Genomic DNA, 20,288 nt, shown 5'->3' with positions numbered 1-20,288 from the left:
AATGTAGCAAATTTGCATTTAAGTTACACCGATTTAAATGTGAATTTATGATCAAATTTTCTAAGTCAGCAAAATTCAATTATCATAATTATTCATAAGAAAATGAAAAAACAATAATTTTATTTATAAGAATGATCCTGCATATTAAACGGACAGATAGAACATAAAAATGTATTGAGGATGAATCATGACACTACGTTTAGGCGACATTGCTCCAAATTTTCAACAAGAATCAAGTGAGGGTACAATTGATTTTTATGAGTATTTAGCTGATGGTTGGGGGATTTTATTTTCGCATCCAGCAGACTTTACTCCAGTGTGTACAACTGAACTTGGTTTTACAGCAAAACTAAAAGATGAATTTACGAAACGGGGCGTAAAGGCAATTGCCCTGTCAGTGGATGATGTTGAATCACATAAAAATTGGATTCAAGATATTAATGAAACACAAAATACCACAGTGAACTTTCCGATCATTGCCGATAAAGATCGAAAAGTATCTGAGTTATACGGATTCATTCATCCAAATGCGAGTGAAACCCTAACCGTACGCTCATTGGTAATTATCGATCCGAACAAAAAAGTACGTTTAATTATCACTTATCCTGCATCGACAGGTCGGAACTTTAACGAAGTCTTACGTGTGGTCGATTCACTACAATTAACGGATAAGCACAAGGTAGCAACGCCAGCAAACTGGCAGCATGGTGAAGATGTCGTGATTGTTCCGTCTCTCAAAGATGAGGAAGAAATTAAACAACGCTTCCCTAAAGGTTATAAAGCTGTGAAACCTTATTTGCGTTTAACAGCACAGCCTGAGCAAAATTGAAGCCGATTAAAGGCTTCAAGTGAAGCGCAAGACAAACGTAGTGCGTAGCAATAAAAACGAGCAACGCTCGTTCCGAATGCAAGTCGAGCAGCTATGCTGCGAATTAAGAAATTAAAGCGTAGTCTTTATTAGCTACAACATTAAAAAGCGCTTGTTTTAAGCTTAAAAACAAAAAGTGAAAAACAAACTCCATCGCCTATCTTCAGATAGGCTTTTTTTCGAGTGTTTGAAAATTTCTTTGGTATTTTTGAATCAATCGGTTATAAAAATATTTCGATATTGAGACACAATAAAAATATTATGATCTATAACATTCATCATCTTCACTGTGGGAGTTTCTGCCCTGTCTGCGCGCCATTATTCGGTCAAAAGGGTTGGAAAGCGCATTTAGTCTGTCATTGCCTTCTGATTGAAACTGACCGTGGCTTAGTTTTAATTGATACAGGTTTAGGAATCCAAGATTATTTACATACTGAACAACGTTTAGGGAAATTACTTACCCGCTTTGGACAATTTGAATCTAACCTAAAGCTAAGCGCTATCCATCAGATCCAAAAGCTTGGTTTTAATCCCAGTGATGTGAAACATATTTTCATCACTCATCTCGACTTTGACCATGCTGGCGGGATTTCAGATTTTCCACATGCAACAGTCCATATGCTCGCTTCTGAATATAATGCGACGCAATCTCTTTCTGGCAAAGCCAAGGTTCGATATAAAACTGAACAATTTAAACAACATCGATACTGGAGTTTTGCAGAACACAGCGATGGTGAATCGTGGTTCAACTTAGAAAAAGTCAAAGGTTTACCCTTTTTTAATGATGAAATACTAATGATTCCATTATTAGGTCATACACAGGGTCATTGTGGTATCGCAATCAAAAAGCAAGATGGCTGGATTCTGTTTTGCGGAGATGCCTACTTCTCACAATTAGAATTAAATCCGAAAAATAAACTTAGAGCATTAGATCTCACGGAACGATTACTGGCTGAAAATAATCAAAAGCGTTTACATAATCTGAAACGTTTACAATATCTCGCTCAACATGAATCAAGTATTGAGTTAATTTGTGCGCACGATCCAGTTGAATTCAATCGTTACCAGTAATATGAAAAAAACACTTTCTAGCATTCTTTTAATTTCCACATTAACTACAACTGGATGTATGAAGCATCCGAGTCTAGATGATGAGCAACGCCCTGAAAATTGGGGAATGCTGATTTCGAATACTCATAACTTTTATCAGATCAGTCATGATGTTTTTCGCAGTGACCAACCAAACAATCAATTAATTCCAGCGCTTAAACAGCATCAAATTGATACGGTAATTAATCTTAGAGCAAGAAATGAAGATGCTCAGGTATTCAATGATAAATCATTCAATCTTGTGCACATCCCTATTTATACATGGGCGATTAACCGTGATGATTTATTAAAAGCAATGCAGGCAATTCAAATAGAAAAACAAAAGAATCATAAAATTTTAGTGCATTGTTATCATGGTTCAGATCGGACAGGCGCAACGATAGCGATGTATCGGATTATTTTTGAAAATTGGTCCATTGAAGATGCGGTTAAAGAAATGAAGCAAGGAGGATATGGCTACCATATCATTTGGAAAAACATTGAAAATATATTTACACCTGAAAATGTAAAATGGATTCGACAACAACTGTCGAATCCATCTCGTTAGAATATTGGAATTGCTCTAGATAAAGCTCTATTTATTAAAACAATAGAGCTTATTAAATAAACCGACCTATCAAATTATTCTCGATCAATCTGTAAAGTACATTGCTCAAAATTGCATACCTTGCGAATAGGTTTCACTTAAACTTCTTGTTTTATAAAAGCTGAATTAGCCAACAATATCTTCAAAACTTCAGAATCACCACCATCACTGTCAGTGACCAATAAAAATACTTCGCAATCAGATCGAGATTCGAGCCATGTAATCCCTTCAACTTTAATTGGTAGCGTTTTACCCTCTGCACTCTGAATCAAATGACTCGATATAGGTTGACCATCTGGTGAGAACAGCAAAATAAAACTCCCCAACACATCACCATCATCATAGGTATTTAATGTTTGCTCAACCGCAGCGGTGGCTATCAGTAGGTTTTGATCCACTAAAAAATAGGCATCTGAAATACCACTTACTGAACCATTAATCTCAGGCAATGTTAAATTGAATGAGCGTATAAAGGAGTTTTCTAAAGATTTATGTGCTTGAATTTTTGCTAAATCAAATACTAAAACACCATGAAAGTGATTAATGTTGCCACGTTGAAAGACATAAAGATGACGGTTGTCTGAGCATACTGCTTCAATATTTAAATCGGCTCCGCCGGTGAGTGCAGCACAGTGCTGCAAATAATCATAATCCACCTGATCAAACAAAGTCTTGAATTGATGATTGGATGGATTATATAGGACAGCTTGCTTTCGCTTTTCAGTCGAACCTGATCCCATAATTAATAAATGAGGCTGTTCATTATAAATAATACAACTTAGTGCTTCAAAATCAGGCTTTTCTGCTTTGCTTAAAATTGCTAGAGCTTGTTGTTCAGACGATTCAAATAAAGGGACTTTTTCAAAAGCTGTCGTTGCAGTCAATTTATTTTTTAGGCTCGTTTTTAATAAGTAACGAACATCATCTCCAATCAGATATAAATAGTCCTCTAAGCAAGCAACTCCAGACAATGCACCAATTGCAGAGTCTGGAGAAAAGCTAAATTTTTCAAGTATCCTCAAATCCGTTTGTTTCATAACTTCATCGCCTATTTGATGAAAATCTCACAATCAACTGATCCTGATGATACTTTACTTACTTAGATCAATATGACTATTTATCTCTGATCAAGTGGAACCCAATCAATTACCCAAGCCGATTTCATACCTAAACTTTCATCTGAGGTGATTTTTTTACGCGCTGCGTCAGCAGTATCTCTATCTTTCGATGGTCCAACCATGATACGGATACCTTTAGAGGTTGGGCTAGTTGTCACTTTATAGCCTTTCGCTCGTAATTTAGACACTACTGCATCAGCATTGGCTTGATTTGCTGCTAATGCAACTTGCACCATCCACTTTTTATCACCATTTTCCATCAACTCACGAGCTTTCTCAGCCTCAGCTTTTTTATCTGCTTCAGCTTTACGTTTTTTCTCATCTGCAGCTTTTTTCTCTGCTTCAGCCTTACGCTTTTCTTCAGCAGCTTTCTTATCTGCTTCAGCTTTGCGTTTTTCTTCGGCAGCTTTCTTGTCTGCATCAGCTTTGCGTTTTTCTTCAGCAGTTTTCTTGTCCGCTTCAGCTTTGCTTTTTTCTTCCGCAGCTTTCTTATCAGCTTCAGCCTTACGTTTTTCTTCCGCTAATTTCTTTTCAGCATCTGATTTTTGCTGATCTGACTTGAGCTGTTCAGCTTTTTTCTTTTCATCGACCTTTCTTTTTTCTTCGGCTAGACGTTGTGCTTTCGCTTTATCATCTTCATTTAATTCAGGCGGAATATTATCTGAACTTTCCTGTGCAGCGTTTCGACGTGCGTTAATCGCTGCATATTCTTCAGCTGCCTTTCGTGCAGCAGCAGCTTCAGCTTCTTGTTGCATCTTTAAAAAATCAGCAGCACGCGCTTCTTGCTCTGCAACAGCTTTTTCACGTGAACGGCGTTGTTCTTCAAGTAACCGTTTTTCTGTTTCAACATCAACAGCCAATGGTTGTAGCGAAACCATTTCGCCATCTTGCGCTGGTTGAGCAGTTTTAGGAGTCGATTGCGTTTTGGGAATAGGATGCGTAATAGTCGCTTGTGTATTATCTTGCTCGATTTCTTCATTACCTTTAAGGAGTAATGCAGCCAATAACACACCACCTCCTAATAAAACAACGCCACCCATCCAACGTTGTTTGTTATTCATTGACATTCTTCTAAATACTCCCAGACCGCTTCTAAAGTATGAAACGAACCACAGACTAAAATCAGCTGATTGTTATTACATTTATTCAGCACAGTTTCAAAAGCTTGCTGGATATTACCAAACTCATGTACCTGCTGCCCTTGCAAAGCTTGTTGCAACTGTTGCATTGGTGCGGCTCTTGGCACATCTAAGGTAGCAATAAACCAATCTTTTACTGTTGTTTTTAGTAAATCGGTGACAGACGAAATATCTTTATCTGCCAGCATTGAAAATACTGCGACAACATCTGTGTACTGTTTATTGTATTTTAAGAATTTTCGCAACTGATTCAATAAAAATTCGACGCCATGCGGATTATGACCTGCATCAAAAATGACGGTTTTATCTTGAATGTGCCGTATTTCAAAACGACCTTGCAAACGAGCTTGTTGAATACCCGAGACAATCGCTCCTTGAGAAATATCCACACCACTTGCTAAAACAGCAGCAACAGCAGTCGAAATATTATCTAAAGCTAGCTGCCCTGTAGGGAGCTTTAAAGTTGTGCCAGAAGATGCAAATGACCATGTTTGACCATCATCATTGAGCTGATAAAAATAATCACGGTTTAAAGCATATAACTGGGATTGTGTTTCATTCACCTTGTTTTGAATCGCTTGAGGTAACAGTTGTTGCCCAGCAAAAATCACAGGGATATGAGGACGAATGATGCCTGCTTTTTCGTAAGCAATTTTTTCAATGGTATCCCCTAACCAATCAACATGATCTAGCCCAATATTGGTAATTACCGCAATATCAGGGTCAATCACATTGACAACATCAAGGCGACCACCAAGACCAACCTCAAGTACCCAAACATCACATTGTTTTAACTTAAAAATAACAAAAGCAGCCAAAGTGGTTGCTTCAAAAAAAGATAGACTTAATCCACATTCACGGCGCGCTTGATCGACCATGACAAATGCATCAACCAAACTTTGATCATCAACTTCCAAACCTGCAAGTTTTACACGCTCATTGAAACGATAGATATGCGGTGATTGGTATAAACCAACGTTGTAGCCTTGAGCATTTAAAATTGCAGCTAAAGCGGTTGTGGTTGAGCCTTTACCATTGGTACCCGCCACAGTAAAAACCTTTGCCTTCGGTTGCATTACGCCTAACTTTTCAGCGACAGGAATAACGCGCTCTAAACCTAAATCAATGCCTGTAACGTGAACATGGCCCCAATAATCGAGCCATGTTGTTAATGTATCTGTTGAATGTGGAGCGTCGGGTTTCAAGGTAAGTTCATCAGTTTAGCCACGAGTCTATATACAGTATCACGTAATGCATGACGATGAACAATTTGATCGACCACACCATGATCAAGCAAATATTCTGCACGTTGGAATGGTTCTTCGAGCTTTTCACGAACCGTTTGCTCAATCACGCGCTTGCCCGCAAATCCAATCATCGCTTTAGGTTCAGCAATATGTACATCACCTAACATTGCTAATGAAGCCGTTACGCCACCGTAAACAGGGTGTGTTAATACCACAACATATGGAACACGTGCTTCTTTCATTTTTTGAATCGCAGCCGCTGTACGTGCCATCTGCATTAAAGACAACATGCCTTCTTGCATACGTGCGCCACCAGAAGCAGCAAAACAAATCATAGGTTGATGAAGTTCAATTGCACGTTCAGCAGCTTGTACAAAGCGGTCACCCACAACTGTACCCATTGAACCGCCCATGAAATCAAAGTCAAAGGCACAAGCCACCAAGTCCAAACCTTTTAAAGAACCTTGCATTACAACCAATGCTTCAGTTTCGCCAGTTTTGTCTTGAGCTTCGCGCATACGTTCAGGATATGGTTTGCTATCAACAAATTTTAATGGATCTTTAGCACTAAATTCTTGTCCTAACTCAACATTCACTTGATCAAAGAACCAGTTCAAACGATCACGTGCGCGCATACGTAAATGCTCATCGCACTGTGGACACACATAAGCATTAAAAGACATGGCTGTACGTGTCACTAATGCATGGCATTCAGGGCATTCGATTGTCGGCTCAGTAAAAGTCGATTTAAATATTTGCTGCTGATTCGCAACCTGAATGCTCGGTACTTGACGCTCAGTCCAAGGCGTTGAAGGGCTTAGAATCTTCCCTGTTGTTAACTCTTGACTCATACTAACTCATCGAGCGCAGCTCGAAGCTCCTTGACTTTATTCACCGTCTGTTGCGCAGCTTCATCGGCTGGCAATGTCGCAAAAGATTTAACGAAAGCACTTCCTACGATAACGGCATCAGCAACTTGACCCATCGCTTTTGCAGATGCAGCATCACTAATTCCAAAACCTACACCGACAGGTACGTCAGTCATGGTCTTAATTTTAGCAATACGAGCTGCTGCTTCAGAGGTATCTAGAGTTGCAGCACCTGTCACACCTTTTAGTGACACGTAATAAACGAAACCACTGGCTTGATTTACCACATGTTGAATACGCTGGTCTGTTGAAGTTGGTGCAAGCAAGAAAATTTGATCCATCTTATTTTGTTTTAAGACTTCACCAAATTGTTTAGCTTCTTCAGGGGGTAAGTCCACCAAAAGTACCCCATCAACACCACAGTCTTTCGCATAAGCAACAAACTTTTCATACCCAATCACTTCAACAGGATTCAAATATCCCATTAAGACAACAGGTGTTGTTTGATCTTTTTGACGAAATTCTTTCACCATATTCAATGCATCAAGCGTACTTGTTCCACCTGCTAACGCACGTTCAGCAGCTAAAGCAATCACTGGACCATCTGCCATTGGGTCAGAGAATGGGAGTCCCAACTCGACGACATCAACGCCAGCTTCAACCATTTGGTGAAGTAATGGAACTGTTACCTGTGGATGCGGATCACCTGCCATTACATAAGAAACAAGCGCTTTACGTTGCTGAGATTTAAGCTGTTCAAAACGAGTGGCAAGACGTGACATAGGATTATGCTTTCCTGATTTATATAAATTAAGGAGTTGTTTGTAGTCATACAATAACACTGCATTGTAACGCTATTTTTTGTTCATTGAACAGAGTTTGACGTGATTGCAACAGTGAATGTTTCTACTTACAACTGCCTTATTACATTTATCTATATTTTAGGTTTTTTCTCAATGATCAAAGCTTCCTAATTTCTAATGAATGTTCTTGCATTTTAGAAATAGGCTCAGCTCCTTTATACTAGCCACAATTTCTAAATTTTCTTTTTAATTCTATGTCTGCCCACGCTCAGGAAAAAGTACAAAGCAATGCCCTTGCTTTGTTACCGCTATTGGTATTTTTGATCATCTTTCTCGGGAGTGGTCTTTATCATTCAATGATTGGGACAGAATTTGCCTTCTATCAAGTCAAAGCGCCCGTTGCTGCAATCCCTGCCGTGATTTTGGCATTACTACTCTATAAACAGAAACTGAATGTTGCAATCGAAGAGTTTTTACAAGGTGCTAGTCATCCAAATTTGATTTTGATGTTTATGGTATTCATGTTGGCAGGTGCATTTGCAAGTGTTTCAAGTACGATTGGTAGTGTAGATGCCACCGTTCAACTTGGGCTTTCACTCATTTCAGCTGAATTTGTGTTGCCAATGCTATTTATTATTGCAGCATTTATTGCAACAGCCATGGGAACCTCAATGGGTACCATTGCCGCCTGTGCCCCAATCGCTTTTGGTTTTGCTCAAGCCACAGAAATTGCTCCAATTTATGCGATTGGTGCTGTAGTTGGTGGTGCTATGTTTGGTGACAATCTATCGATGATTTCGGATACCACCATTGCTGCTACACGAAGTCAAAATGTAGAACTCAGAGATAAATTTAGAGTTAATATTTGGATCGCATTACCCGCTGCGATCATGACACTCGTGCTTTATATTTTTATGAGCCATCAGGCTGAAGCGATTCAATCAAAACCCTACGATATTTGGTTGATTTTGCCTTATCTTGCGGTATTTTTTCTCGCCTTTACCCGCTTGCATGTCCTTGCTGTATTGATGATTGGCATCATTCTCTCAGGTGTTATTGGACTCATTGAAAAACCTGAATTTGATTTATTAAAGTTAAACAGCTCTATTTATGATGGCTTTGTTGGCATGTTTGAGGTGGCATTACTTTCCATGTTGCTTGGTGGACTGTCCACGCTGATGCAAAAAGAAGGCGGACTACAATGGTTAATTCAACGTATCTATTCATTAACTCGCCTATTTAAATTCGGTAAACAACGCGCTGGTGAGTTGGGTATCAGTTTTCTGGTTGTATTCTCAAATCTATTTGTGGCGAATAATACCGTCGCGATTATTTTATCGGGTGATATGGCACGTGAAGTGGCGAGAGAATATGGTGTTGATCCTAAGCGTAGTGCCGCTCTGCTCGACATTTTTTCGTGTGTGATTCAAGGTATTATTCCCTATGGTGCGCAATTATTGCTTGCTTGCTCGATTGCCAAACTCTCTCCAGTTGAGTTGATTGGTAATATTTATTATTGCTGGATTCTTGCTGTTTGCGCCGTGCTCGCCATTGTCTTTCATTATCCACGCCTCAAAACATGTTAAATCCTGTGCGAAATAAGAGACTCGGAAATGTCATTCACAACCTGAGCAAGCCAAAGCGACTGAAGCTTTGGTGAAGCGCAAGAACGAGGAAGTGAACCTTGCGGAGCTTCAATCGCTCCTCATGTGAATGACAATGGTTTTGCCTACTTTTGCCAAAACACTTGCGAAGCTTTAAACGCTTCTCAGGTCGAACCTGAACAAAGTTGAAATATATTTCAACTGAAGTGCAAGACGTAGTGGCTTATCCAATAATTAGGTGAAAATACAGCAAGACTCTGTTGAGAAAATTTCTATTTAAATAAGACTTACGCCCAGTGGAAAGATTCATTTAAAATCTAAAGTGATTTTAAAAACTGTTTGGGAGTAACTCCTGTCCAACGTTTAAAAGCCCGTCCAAACGCACTCTGATCTGCATAATCCAGACGTTCCGCAATCTCAGAAAAAGATTTTCCTTGCTGCAAATACAATTTACTTTGCTCTAATCTGTACTGATCTAAAATATCTTGAAAATTGAGCTGATAGGTTTTGAGTTGTCGTTGTAATGTTCGTTCAGAACAATGCAAACGTTTTGCGACATAACTCAGTAATACTTCTTCTTGCTGCAAAAGACCTTGCTCGATATGCGTCTGTATTTTTTGACGGAATTGTTGTTGCTGAATCTCAAAAGAAGTAATGCTGTTTAAGGATTGCTGGGCTTGGGTAGAGAGTACATGGTTTAATTGCTGATCAGCGGCGATACTTTTCGCTTTTAAAATTTGATTAGAAAAACGAATCGCATACTGCCCTGCTTGAACTTGAATCGGACAACCATAAAATTTTTCAAAATGATATAAAGCAGTATGTGGCATGTATCCAAACTGAATCATCTGCGGCGGAACCAACGCATCTTGGACAATCGATTGAGAAATTTTAAAAATCAACGCGAGGTTTAATTCATACATTTCCCGAAAATCGCTATAAGATGCACTCCACACAATTTGAATATATTCAGAAAATTGCTGCACATCGAGCTGTTCTAAATTGGTTTGCTTAAATACCAAAGAATAATAGCGTTGTAATAATTGTAAGGCTTGTTGTAGATCAATACTGGTTGATGCCAAATAACCCATTAAACCTAAATCTTGCAAATTGGCATGTTCAGCTAAAACTAATGTGATCGGACGTGTGAAATGCGGCTGAGCAGCTTGTAACAATAAAGCATAGCGCTCCACATCAAAGTCTCTTTCATCTGGATTTTCCAAGCAAGCTTGAAAAGCCTGCCAAAGTTCAGGCGCGACAACTTTAGACAAATCAATTTGTTCTTGTTGTAAAACACGATTAAATAATCGCAAATATCCAATGATAATTTTGACTGACATATACCGATCTCATCCTGATCTGTCGTTATTTGTATAAAAATTGGCTGTAACTGTCAAAACATTTCATCGGAGTTTTCTCATACTGAGTTCATGAAAAGACAAGTAATAGCAAAAATGAATGCACATGTTTCCTATCAAGTTGAACCCGTTGTAAGAACAAAGCTAGACTTTCATTTAGATCAAGCACCCCGTTTTTGGTTTGGTGGCGATCCATTTCGTACCCGTATGTTTGATGCATTGAGCCTGACTTTTCCTGATGGTGAGCGCTATTTTATTGAATGTGTGCGTTTATTCCGTGACAAAATTGATGATCCAGACTTGCAGGAACGTGTTGCAGATTTCATCCGCCAAGAAGCTCAACATGGTATGGCTCACGATAAGATGAACCAAATCATGAAAGATCAAGGTATGCCAGTTGATCAGTTCACTGCTCGGTTGAAAAAGATTTTTAGATTTGAATTGAAAAATCGTTCAGCTCAATACAACATCGCTATGACCGCAGCCGCAGAGCATTTAACTGCGTTAATGGCAGATACCTTCTATAGTAAAAAAGAAACTTTAGTGGAAGCCGATCCTTTTGTACGCGCATTATTTGCTTGGCATGCAATTGAAGAAATGGAACATCGTGATGTTGCTTTTGATGTGATGCGAGAAGTGGGTGAAGTGCCCGAAGCAACCCGTCGCTTTGCCTTGGTGTTCACAACAGTGATGATGTTTGGTTTTACCTTGTATCGTACTGATGTGATGCTTAAAACGGATGGCTTTAGTTTAAGACAACGTTTTGATATGGCACGCAAGGGTTTGCCTTGGTTCTTTGGTCGTAACGGTATTTTGACTGCGAAAAGATCTCAATACAGTGACTGGTTTAAAAAAGATTTCCATCCAAATCAACATCCTGTTATTCGCCAATACGATGTCTGGATTGATACTTTGGCCAAGACCAATGATCCAATTGCTGCGGGTGAAGCTTTTTGGCAAGCGGGGCTTTAATTCACGTCTCATAAAAAATTCCCCTTTGAATTTAGGGGGATTTTTTCTGTCATTCTCACCACTTCGCATAATGCTGTTCTAACAAACCATATTCATTATCTAATGACACTAATTCGACTTGGTCATTTGCAATCGTACCTCTGACTTTGGCTTGCCATTGATTGAACTGGCTGCCAATCAGTCGTAGATTAATATTTTCAAAACGACACCAACCTGTTTCTACCACTAAGTTTAAACATCCACCCAAAGAACGAATTGACCAAGTATTAGCATCTTTCTGTTCAAATAAAATATCGGTGAGTGGGTACAAACGCCCATCAACCCACAACGCATTTTCATTGCCAAAACTCTCATTAACTCCAGATGCGAGATTCAAACCAATACGGCGATCATTTGCATCACGAAACTGACAAGACAACCAAAACCAAGCCGTTTCAGGTCGTAGAAACCCACAGGTATCATCTAATGCAGCAAGGCTTTGAGCATTAAACTCAACCTGTTGTTTATCAGGATTAATAAAAAATCCTTCTACAGCCAACGTGGTTTGTTTTTGCGTATACGTCCAACCATTGATCCCTGTTGGGCTACATAAACTGAGTGCATCAGTCCCTGCGCAGAAAATACGAGCTTTGAGTTTTATCTCACCATGTTTAGTCACTTGAATATAACGCACACCATTCGCATGCTGTATATCAAATTTATAAGCTGATTTTTTAAAATAGCTTTGACTAAATAAAGGCTGCTCATCGAGTTGAGTTTTTAGAGCAAGCGGCTGAATCGCATTCCACTCAATCACTTTCTGCGTTTGATGATCATAGACATAAAAAAAACCGTGCCCTGCCCACGACAAATCGACAATCGCAATACCAATGCTGTAATGTTCATGCTGTAAACCACAGAATTTAAATTTCTTATATTTAAGCTGTTTACGCCAACCTTTCAGAATCTGACCATAAGGTGTTTTATAAATATAATCATCAAGATTTATTCGTGAAGGGATCTGGTCAAAACGTCCATAACGAGGTTGACCATTGGCTTGTATCAAATCCATTGTTTATTTCCATGATTGCTCGGTCGCATCTTTGCCAATAATAGACTGTAAGTGATCAAATTTACTACTAATTTTGTATTTATAATTGATCGATTTTCATCATGTTCCATGCTTAAAAAACATTTCAAATTTCTATTAAAGTTCATTTTTTCATCAAATATTCACACAGAGGTTTTATTTTAAAAAACAATCTTATACCACTTGATCAAAAACCATGATGAATCAAAAACTACTAAAAGCAAAACTGCTCTGTATGATGATGCTGGCTTTAACAGCATGTAATGACGATGATGATAATAACGGAACGCCAACAGTTGAACGCAAAAATCAAAATATCAACATCCTTGCATTCAATGACTTTCACGGTAATTTAGAACCGCCTAAACGCTTTATTGAAGCAGAAGATCCAACAGACAATTCCAAGAATGTTCGTATTCCCGCAGGTGGTGTTAGCTATTTTGCCGATGCAATAAAAAAACTACGTGCTCAGTATCCAAATAATGCCGTTGTGTCAGCAGGTGACTTGATTAGTGCATCACCACTCACGTCATCGTTATTTTTGGACGAACCGACCATTGAAGCCATGAATGATATTCAGATTGACTTTAATGCTGTTGGTAATCATGAATTTGATCGTGGTACAGATGAACTTCGTCGTTTGCAGAATGGTGGTTGTCAGCAATATACCAGCACACAGCCATGTCAAATTAATAAAGAATTTTCTGGGGCAAAATTTAACTTCTTGGCTGCAAATGTTTCCTTAAAGGCAGACCCTAAAAAAACTCTTTTTTCTGCATATAAAGTTAAAACTTATGGAGGTATTCCAGTCGCATTTATTGGTATGACTCTTGAAGCAACTCCAAGTATCGTGTCTGCAGCAGGTATTAAAGATGTTGAATTCCATGATGAAGCCGATACCGTGAATGCCTTGATTCCTGAGTTAAAAAAACAAGGCATTGAAGCGATTGTGGTGGTGGTACACGAAGGTGTTGCACCAAGTACCAAATTTAATAAGAAAACGTGTGATGGTCTAAGCGGACCATTAACAGGCATTTTAGATCGCTTAGATAACGCTGTTGATGTAGTTGTTTCTGGTCATACGCATCAATCTTATATTTGTGATTATTCGACCAAGAATCCACAAAAGCCATTTTTGCTGACCTCTGCGGGGCAGTACGGTACTGCCATTACCAACATTCAACTCGAATTGGACGGCAAAACAGGTGATGTAATTAAAAAGGATGCCAAACAAGTTCCGATTCAAAGTGAAGCTTATACGTCTGGTACCGCAACGGTAAATTTGACTGATTTATATGAGAAATTTAATAAAACCCCAAGTATAGAAGCAATATTAGATAAATATCGCCAAGCCGTTAATACCATTTCAGCACGAGTCGTTGGAACTGCTACAGGTGTAATTAATCGTAATGCAACAGAAAGTGGCGAAAGTGCACTCGGTATTTTAATTGCGGACGCGCAACAAGCGATGGCATTGACAGCAAGTAATCAAGGATCTGATTTCACTTTGATGAATCCAGGTGGTGTTCGCGCCGACTTACAGGTCGATAGCAATAAGCAGATTACCTTTGGTGATGTATTTACCGTACAACCTTTTGGTAATTCTATCGTGACGATTAGTCTTACAGGTAAACAAATCCGTGACGTTTTAGAACAACAATGGTCTGGAGCAAATGCAGCAACGGTTCGTATTTTACAACCATCAAAAGAGTTTAGTTATTCATATAAAAAAGACACCACTGCTTCACCACGCGCCAGTAATATTCTGATTGCAGGACAAGCTTTAGATGACACTAAGGTCTATCGAGTCACCGTCAATAGTTTCCTTGCTGATGGTGGCGATAACTTTACCGTGTTAAAACAAGGAAAAAATCCAATCGGTGGTGGTCAGGATATTGATGCATTAGAAAAGTATGTTTCACAGAACTCGCCTTTAACCGCACCTAAAACTGAACGCATTAAAGTGCTTCCTTGATTTGATTTGGACTTACACGAACAGGGAAACATAAATGTTTCCCTGTTTTATTTTGGATAAAACATTAGGTTAAAGTCAGATAGGTGTTTTCCCAAATTGTAGGATTAAACTCGCCCTGCACTAAATGAATATACCGCCCCGCGATATGATCAATTGGAATACAGTCATCAACATCCATAATGCGATCAATATGTGGTTTATGCCAAGCTTGCTTTATTAATTGTTTAGCGAACTGTTTTGCAGTCATCGCATTTGGTGCAACAACTAAATGATAGCGATGTAATTCACCAAATACTTCCGAGCTATATCCACCCAGATTAATCAAATATAACTTTTGGTCAGTTGCTGAAGGTGCTGCATCTGAAAACTGGATTTGATAATTAATCCCTTCAGATTGAACACCAGAAAACTGTGCCCAAGCATCAATATGTAAACCTTTTGATTCACCAAACCAAGCTTGTTTTAGTTGAGGAATAATCTCTTGCAAATCATGACCAATCGCCATCACCACATCATGCACTTCGGTATTGGCTTTTGCGTGTCGCCCACCTAACATCACCATAAACAAATTTGGCATATTGAATCACTATGTAAATGATTGAAGAAGTTTTAATAATACAATTCCACCCACTGATAACAATGCATTATTCAAGAAATGAATCATCAACACATGCCAAATATTACGTGTCCATAAATAGATCAGATTTAGAAATAAACCTGCACTCATAAAGCTGATTGTCGCAATCAAATTACCATCAAAATTATGATAATGAATCAAACCAAACAAAATAGAGTTCAAGATAATCAGTATGATGCGCCATAACAAGGGTTGAATAAACAACTTTTGCAATAAGGTATAACGAAAGACAATATCTTCTAAAAGTGCGGTAAATAATGGACCCAAACTAATCATCAACAAACTGATAAAAGGAATATGTTCAGGGTCGATAAAGCTTTTTTCTTCCGTGCTTTGCCCGACAGGCAAAAGTTGGCGTGTGAGTGAAATCACTACTTGTAATAGCACTGCTCCTATCACTACCAATAAACTAGAACGCCAAAATGCCTGTCTAAACTTAATCCAATGAACAAACAGCATATCTTTATATAAAAAACACACTAAAATAAATAGCAACGCCCTTAAAACAGTATCACCCAAACTCACAGCGATTAAGCTGCCAAATATTCCTTCTAAAATAAAACCATTTAAAATAATTAAAGGAATGATCAAAATCGCAAATGTGTCTTTCCATCCCCATACGATTTTTTCGGGAAAATGTTCAGCTCTAACTTGCTGTAAAAAACGCATACTAAAATACAACCACTTATTTTTATCAAAATTTGTCTGTTTTAAATCATGATTTCCATGTGATTTTTGTAGAATCCGTTCATTTTCCAAACATAAAAAAGCCTCTATAAAAGAGGCTTAGTTATTGATCGAATAAGCTGAATTACATCTCAACCATTTCAACACCATCGATACGTGCAACCGTCATCAAGTCTTTATCTCCACGACCTGAAACTGTTGCAATAATGATTTGATCTTTCGACATCGTCGGCGCCAGTTTCGTGACATATGCCATCGCATGTGAACTTTCAAGCGCAGGAATAATGCCTTCAATCTGAGTTAAATCACGGAAACCCTGTAAGGCTTCGTCATCTTTGATTGGCACATATTCAACACGATGCATATCTTTCAAGAAACTATGCTCTGGACCAACACCAGGATAGTCTAAACCTGCTGAAATACTATGTGTTTCAATAATCTGACCTTGCTCATCAGACATAAGATATGTACGGTTTCCATGTAGAACGCCAACATGCCCAGCATTTAATGGCGCAGAGTGTTTACCTGTTTCAATACCATAACCAGCTGCTTCAACACCATACATTTTCACATCTTGGTCATTCAAGAATGGATAGAACAAGCCCATTGCATTTGAACCGCCCCCGACACAAGCCACTAATGCATCTGGCAAACGTCCTGCTTGCTCTTGGATTTGTTGACGAGCTTCACGACCAATAATCGATTGGAAATCACGAACCAATTGCGGATAAGGATGCGGTCCTGCAACTGTACCAATCACATAATAAGTTGTATCAACATTTGTGACCCAATCGCGCATCGCTTCGTTCATCGCATCTTTCAATGTTTTTGAACCGCTTTGCACTGGAACAACCGTGGCACCTAGTAAACGCATGCGATAGACATTCATCGCCTGACGTTTTACATCTTCAGCCCCCATGTACACCACACATTCCATACCTAAACGTGCTGCAATGGTTGCCGTTGCAACACCATGTTGTCCCGCGCCTGTTTCAGCGATGATACGCTTTTTACCTGATAGCTTAGCCAATAACGCTTGACCAATCGTGTTGTTAACCTTATGCGAACCTGTATGGTTCAAGTCTTCACGTTTCAGATAAATTTGCGCACCGCCGAGGTGCTGAGACCATCGTTCTGCATAATAAAGCGGACTTGGACGACCAACATAAAACGCAAGATCACGGTCAAACTCAGCCAAAAACTGGGCATCATTTTTCATACGACCATAAAGACTTTCTAAGTCTTCAAGTGCAGCCATAAGCGTTTCTGACACAAAACGCCCACCATGAATACCAAAATGCCCTTGGGCATCTGGAAACTGGGTGTAGTCAATCGCTTGATTTTGTTGACTAAGGTTTTGCTGATCCACGTTGGACTCCTTGCATAAATTTTTCAATGAGTTGTTGGTCTTTTATACCTTTTGCGGATTCTACGCCTCCGCTGACATCTACAGCAAAAGCGGCTGTAGTATCAATAGCTTCACTCACATTTTCAGGGGTTAAGCCCCCTGCCAAGATTAGTGGAACATCGAGTTTTGGAAATTTAGTCCAGTCGAAATAATGACCTGTTCCACCTTTTAAATCAGGATGCCACGCATCAAGTAGAACTGCACTGGCTCCCACAGCTTGATAGCGTTGAATTTCGGTCAAAATATCTAAATCAGGTTTAACTTGAATAGCCTTGTACCAACGACGTTTACATTGCACAGCAATCTGTTGGCATTGTTCAGGTGTTTCATCACCATGCAGTTGTAATACATCTAAAGGAACTGAATCAAGCACTGTTTGTATTTCTTCTGCGCTTGCATTTACAAATAAACCAACCAACTGAACATAAGCGGGTACTAAGCTTGCCAAGATTTGCGCTTGTTCAATACTGACATGACGTGGGCTTGGAGGAAAGAATACAAATCCAATCGCATCCGCACCTGCTTGTACAACAGCCTCAACATCTTGAGTTCGAGTAATTCCACAAATTTTGGCACGAGTTCGCAATTGTGTTTGGCGCATTTGATGTCCAATTTGAAATGAATATTTGTAACGCTCGTATTGTAAAGCAATTTGGCAGACTTTGGGCAAAGTTCATATTCAAATGCAATTGTTTAAAAAATGTTAACACATTATACTTCGCCTATTCTCGCAACAAGTCTAAAGCAAATTCTTTTGCTTATAGGGAAGTTGGTGCAAATCCAACACTGCCCTCGCAACGGTAACACCGAATTATTAATCTTAGCTAAGCGCCAAATCACTGCATCTGAATGATGTGGGAAGATGATTAATAGCATCACGATTGTGATGATATAGTGAAGTCCGGAGACCTGCTTGTTGTTCATTTCCACATTAACATTCACGACGGGTGAATGTATGGAGCGACGTCATGTCTACTATTTTTCAACCGACACGTTTAGTTGGTGCTATCGCTATTGCGATGGGGTTTTCTTCAACTTCTTTTGCTCAAGATCAATCAAACGATAAAACAGCAACGTTAGATACAATTGTTGTAACGGCATCTCGTTCAGAAGAAAAGTTAAAGAATGTTCCTGTACGTCTAACAGTGATTGATCAAAAGACTATCGAACAAAACCCTTTATTAAATATCTCTGATATCATTCAACGTGATCCATCGGTATATATAAAACAAAGTGGTGGCTTAGGACAAATTTCTGAGATTTCACTTCGCGGTGCTAAATCAGTTCACACTTTAGTTCTTAAAGATGGTGCTCGCCTAAATAGTCAAAATGAACTTGCCCCACTCTACCCTGCATTTTTAGATACAACTAATGTTCAACAAGTTGAAATCTTAAAAGGACCTGCATCTGTACAATATGGTAGTGATGCCATTGGTGGTGTTGTCCAATTAATTTCAAAAAAACCTGAAAAAACAGGTGCCGATTTAACTGGCATTTATGGGGAAAATAATACTTATAAAACAATTGCAAATGCCAATTTAGTGACTGATCAAGGCTTTTATGCACAAATCGGTGGTCAACGCTTAGAAAGTGATGGTACGCGTATCTTTGAAAGCCAAGCTAAAAATGAAAAAGCCAGTTATGACCAAAAAGGCTACCATGCCAAAGTTGGTTACTATCAAGAAAATACCATTGATGCTTCCGCTTCGATTAGTGAAAACAAGGGAACCAGTATTTTCAGTAATGACTATATTACCAATACAGCGCCACGCCTATTTGAAAATCGTGTCATTAATGCGAAGGTTGCCTTCAATATTTTACCTGACTTAATCTTAAACGCACGTTATTCAAATGCGCAAGACAAGCAAAATGTACCTTCTTACGGTTCGCGCTATGATACTGAAAATAACGAAGGAGATTTAAACTTAAAGTGGAAATTCACACCAAATCAAAACATTTTAGTTGGTGCAACATATACGGATGCCAATTATAAAACAAACACGATTCTAAAAGGTGATCAGAGTGTAGATAGCACAGGCTATTACCTACAACACCAATTTAAAAATGAACAATTTGATACGCAAGCAGGTATACGTCTAGAAGACAATGAACGTTTTGGCGATCACACAGTTGGACAAGCTGCAATTCGTTATCATTTCCTGCAAAATGCAAGTGTTTATGCAAATATTGGTAGTGCATTCCGCGCACCAACACTAAATGAACTCTATTCACAATGGGGTGGCAATCAAAACCTTGCTCCAGAAGAAAGCACCTCTTATGAAATCGGTTCTGATTACGATATCACACCGAGTATCAGCACCAATCTTTCTGTTTATCATACAAAGATTAAAAATCTCATTACAAATAATGCTGGTACAAATAAAAATATAGCGAAAGCAAATTTCACAGGTGGTGAGGCTAGCATCAAATGGCATCAAGATGATTTATTTGTATCAACGCAATATGCTTATGTGAAAACGGAAAATAAAGCGACTGAACTAGAAATTGCTTATCGTCCACGTCAGACCTTAACGGTAAGTACAGGATTAGAAAATGCAACTTATGGCATCAGTGCATCAATAATCGCACGTGCTAAATCCTATGCAGACACAGCAAATACGACCCGAGTACCTGGCTATGCAACCGTAGATTTAAATGCTTATTGGAATATCAATCCAAATGTAAAAGTATTTACTAACATTCAAAACGTAGGTGATGTTGAGTATCGTGAGGTATTAAATACTTACCCTTCGAATGATTGGTACATTAATACTGGTCGCCAAGCTTCTGCGGGTGTGACTTTCCGTTACTAATCGAGTAATCGAGACAATAAAAATA

Annotated in this window: 18 protein-coding genes and 1 riboswitch; of the genes, 7 read left to right on the top strand and 11 right to left on the bottom strand. The window is 38.9% G+C overall.

All coding sequences use genetic code 11. The annotated features are described in order from the left end of the window. Positions 1-187: 187 nt before the first annotated feature. The 3 genes from NGC85_RS03245 to NGC85_RS03235 all read left to right on the top strand — a co-directional run bounded on the left by NGC85_RS03245 (position 188) and on the right by NGC85_RS03235 (position 2,525). On the top strand, positions 188-829 hold the full coding sequence (locus NGC85_RS03245) for a peroxiredoxin (RefSeq protein WP_254804818.1): 642 nt from the start codon (positions 188-190) through the stop codon (positions 827-829). A 300-nt stretch (positions 830-1,129) separates the two neighbouring features. Beyond that, entirely contained in the window at positions 1,130-1,939 is an 810-nt protein-coding gene (locus NGC85_RS03240) for an MBL fold metallo-hydrolase (RefSeq protein ID WP_254804817.1), read from the top strand. Between the two features lies 1 nt (position 1,940). Beyond that, positions 1,941-2,525 carry a dual specificity protein phosphatase family protein gene (locus NGC85_RS03235; protein WP_254805539.1) on the top strand — a complete coding sequence of 195 codons (585 nt, stop codon included), beginning with the start codon at positions 1,941-1,943 and terminating at the stop codon, positions 2,523-2,525. A gap of 137 nt (positions 2,526-2,662) precedes the next feature. Here the strand turns inward: NGC85_RS03235 and NGC85_RS03230 are convergent, their stop codons facing one another. The 5 genes from NGC85_RS03230 to trpA form a co-directional block, all read right to left on the bottom strand. Beyond that, complete coding sequence (locus NGC85_RS03230) at positions 2,663-3,601, bottom strand: hypothetical protein (RefSeq protein WP_254804816.1); 939 nt, start codon at positions 3,599-3,601, stop codon at positions 2,663-2,665. An 80-nt stretch (positions 3,602-3,681) separates the two neighbouring features. After that, positions 3,682-4,749, bottom strand: coding sequence for an SPOR domain-containing protein (locus NGC85_RS03225; RefSeq protein WP_254804815.1), 1,068 nt, complete (start codon positions 4,747-4,749; stop codon positions 3,682-3,684). After that, positions 4,740-6,026 carry a bifunctional tetrahydrofolate synthase/dihydrofolate synthase gene (gene folC, locus NGC85_RS03220; protein ID WP_254804814.1) on the bottom strand — a complete coding sequence of 429 codons (1,287 nt, stop codon included), beginning with the start codon at positions 6,024-6,026 and terminating at the stop codon, positions 4,740-4,742. Before folC ends, NGC85_RS03225 begins: the two co-directional genes overlap by 10 nt. Then, entirely contained in the window at positions 6,023-6,919 is an 897-nt protein-coding gene (gene accD, locus NGC85_RS03215) for an acetyl-CoA carboxylase, carboxyltransferase subunit beta (protein WP_254804813.1), read from the bottom strand. Before accD ends, folC begins: the two co-directional genes overlap by 4 nt. Further along, positions 6,916-7,719: a tryptophan synthase subunit alpha gene (trpA, locus tag NGC85_RS03210; protein WP_254804812.1), complete on the bottom strand. Its 804-nt coding sequence runs from the start codon at positions 7,717-7,719 to the stop codon at positions 6,916-6,918. The genes accD and trpA overlap by 4 nt, the downstream gene beginning before the upstream one ends. Positions 7,720-7,994: 275 nt before the next feature. Here trpA and NGC85_RS03205 point away from each other — a divergent pair, with 275 nt between their 5' ends. Then, the gene (locus NGC85_RS03205; protein WP_254804811.1) at positions 7,995-9,326 is read left to right on the top strand and encodes a Na+/H+ antiporter NhaC family protein; all 1,332 of its coding nucleotides are present in this window, start codon (positions 7,995-7,997) and stop codon (positions 9,324-9,326) included. A 335-nt stretch (positions 9,327-9,661) separates the two neighbouring features. Here NGC85_RS03205 and NGC85_RS03200 read toward each other — a convergent pair whose 3' ends face one another. Further along, positions 9,662-10,684, bottom strand: coding sequence for an AraC family transcriptional regulator (locus NGC85_RS03200; protein WP_005055920.1), 1,023 nt, complete (start codon positions 10,682-10,684; stop codon positions 9,662-9,664). 114 nt (positions 10,685-10,798) lie between these two features. Here NGC85_RS03200 and NGC85_RS03195 point away from each other — a divergent pair, with 114 nt between their 5' ends. Beyond that, complete coding sequence (locus NGC85_RS03195) at positions 10,799-11,674, top strand: metal-dependent hydrolase (RefSeq protein ID WP_254805538.1); 876 nt, start codon at positions 10,799-10,801, stop codon at positions 11,672-11,674. A 55-nt stretch (positions 11,675-11,729) separates the two neighbouring features. Here NGC85_RS03195 and NGC85_RS03190 read toward each other — a convergent pair whose 3' ends face one another. After that, the gene (locus tag NGC85_RS03190; protein WP_254804810.1) at positions 11,730-12,725 is read right to left on the bottom strand and encodes a DUF2804 domain-containing protein; all 996 of its coding nucleotides are present in this window, start codon (positions 12,723-12,725) and stop codon (positions 11,730-11,732) included. 217 nt (positions 12,726-12,942) lie between these two features. Here NGC85_RS03190 and NGC85_RS03185 point away from each other — a divergent pair, with 217 nt between their 5' ends. Beyond that, positions 12,943-14,718, top strand: a complete 1,776-nt coding sequence (locus NGC85_RS03185) for a 5'-nucleotidase C-terminal domain-containing protein (protein WP_254805537.1) — start codon at positions 12,943-12,945, stop codon at positions 14,716-14,718. Positions 14,719-14,782: 64 nt separating this feature from the next. Here the strand turns inward: NGC85_RS03185 and NGC85_RS03180 are convergent, their stop codons facing one another. The 4 genes from NGC85_RS03180 to NGC85_RS03165 all read right to left on the bottom strand — a co-directional run bounded on the left by NGC85_RS03180 (position 14,783) and on the right by NGC85_RS03165 (position 18,051). After that, positions 14,783-15,295, bottom strand: coding sequence for a DUF1543 domain-containing protein (locus NGC85_RS03180; RefSeq protein WP_254804809.1), 513 nt, complete (start codon positions 15,293-15,295; stop codon positions 14,783-14,785). A 9-nt stretch (positions 15,296-15,304) separates the two neighbouring features. Beyond that, positions 15,305-16,024: a CPBP family intramembrane glutamic endopeptidase gene (locus tag NGC85_RS03175; protein WP_254804808.1), complete on the bottom strand. Its 720-nt coding sequence runs from the start codon at positions 16,022-16,024 to the stop codon at positions 15,305-15,307. A 142-nt stretch (positions 16,025-16,166) separates the two neighbouring features. Continuing rightward, the gene (gene trpB, locus NGC85_RS03170; RefSeq protein ID WP_005055926.1) at positions 16,167-17,411 is read right to left on the bottom strand and encodes a tryptophan synthase subunit beta; all 1,245 of its coding nucleotides are present in this window, start codon (positions 17,409-17,411) and stop codon (positions 16,167-16,169) included. Then, positions 17,392-18,051: a phosphoribosylanthranilate isomerase gene (locus tag NGC85_RS03165; RefSeq protein ID WP_254804807.1), complete on the bottom strand. Its 660-nt coding sequence runs from the start codon at positions 18,049-18,051 to the stop codon at positions 17,392-17,394. The genes trpB and NGC85_RS03165 overlap by 20 nt, the downstream gene beginning before the upstream one ends. Before the next feature lie 117 nt (positions 18,052-18,168). After that, positions 18,169-18,382, top strand: a riboswitch (cobalamin riboswitch). A gap of 36 nt (positions 18,383-18,418) precedes the next feature. Between NGC85_RS03165 and NGC85_RS03160 the strand changes: the two genes are divergently transcribed. Beyond that, on the top strand, positions 18,419-20,263 hold the full coding sequence (locus NGC85_RS03160; RefSeq protein ID WP_005061489.1) for a TonB-dependent siderophore receptor: 1,845 nt from the start codon (positions 18,419-18,421) through the stop codon (positions 20,261-20,263). Positions 20,264-20,288: the final 25 nt, after the last annotated feature.

Origin of the sequence: Acinetobacter sp. Z1, assembly GCF_024296945.1 — a bacterium.
Taxonomy (GTDB): domain Bacteria; phylum Pseudomonadota; class Gammaproteobacteria; order Pseudomonadales; family Moraxellaceae; genus Acinetobacter; species Acinetobacter beijerinckii.
This window is presented reverse-complemented; position numbering and strand designations above follow the sequence as displayed.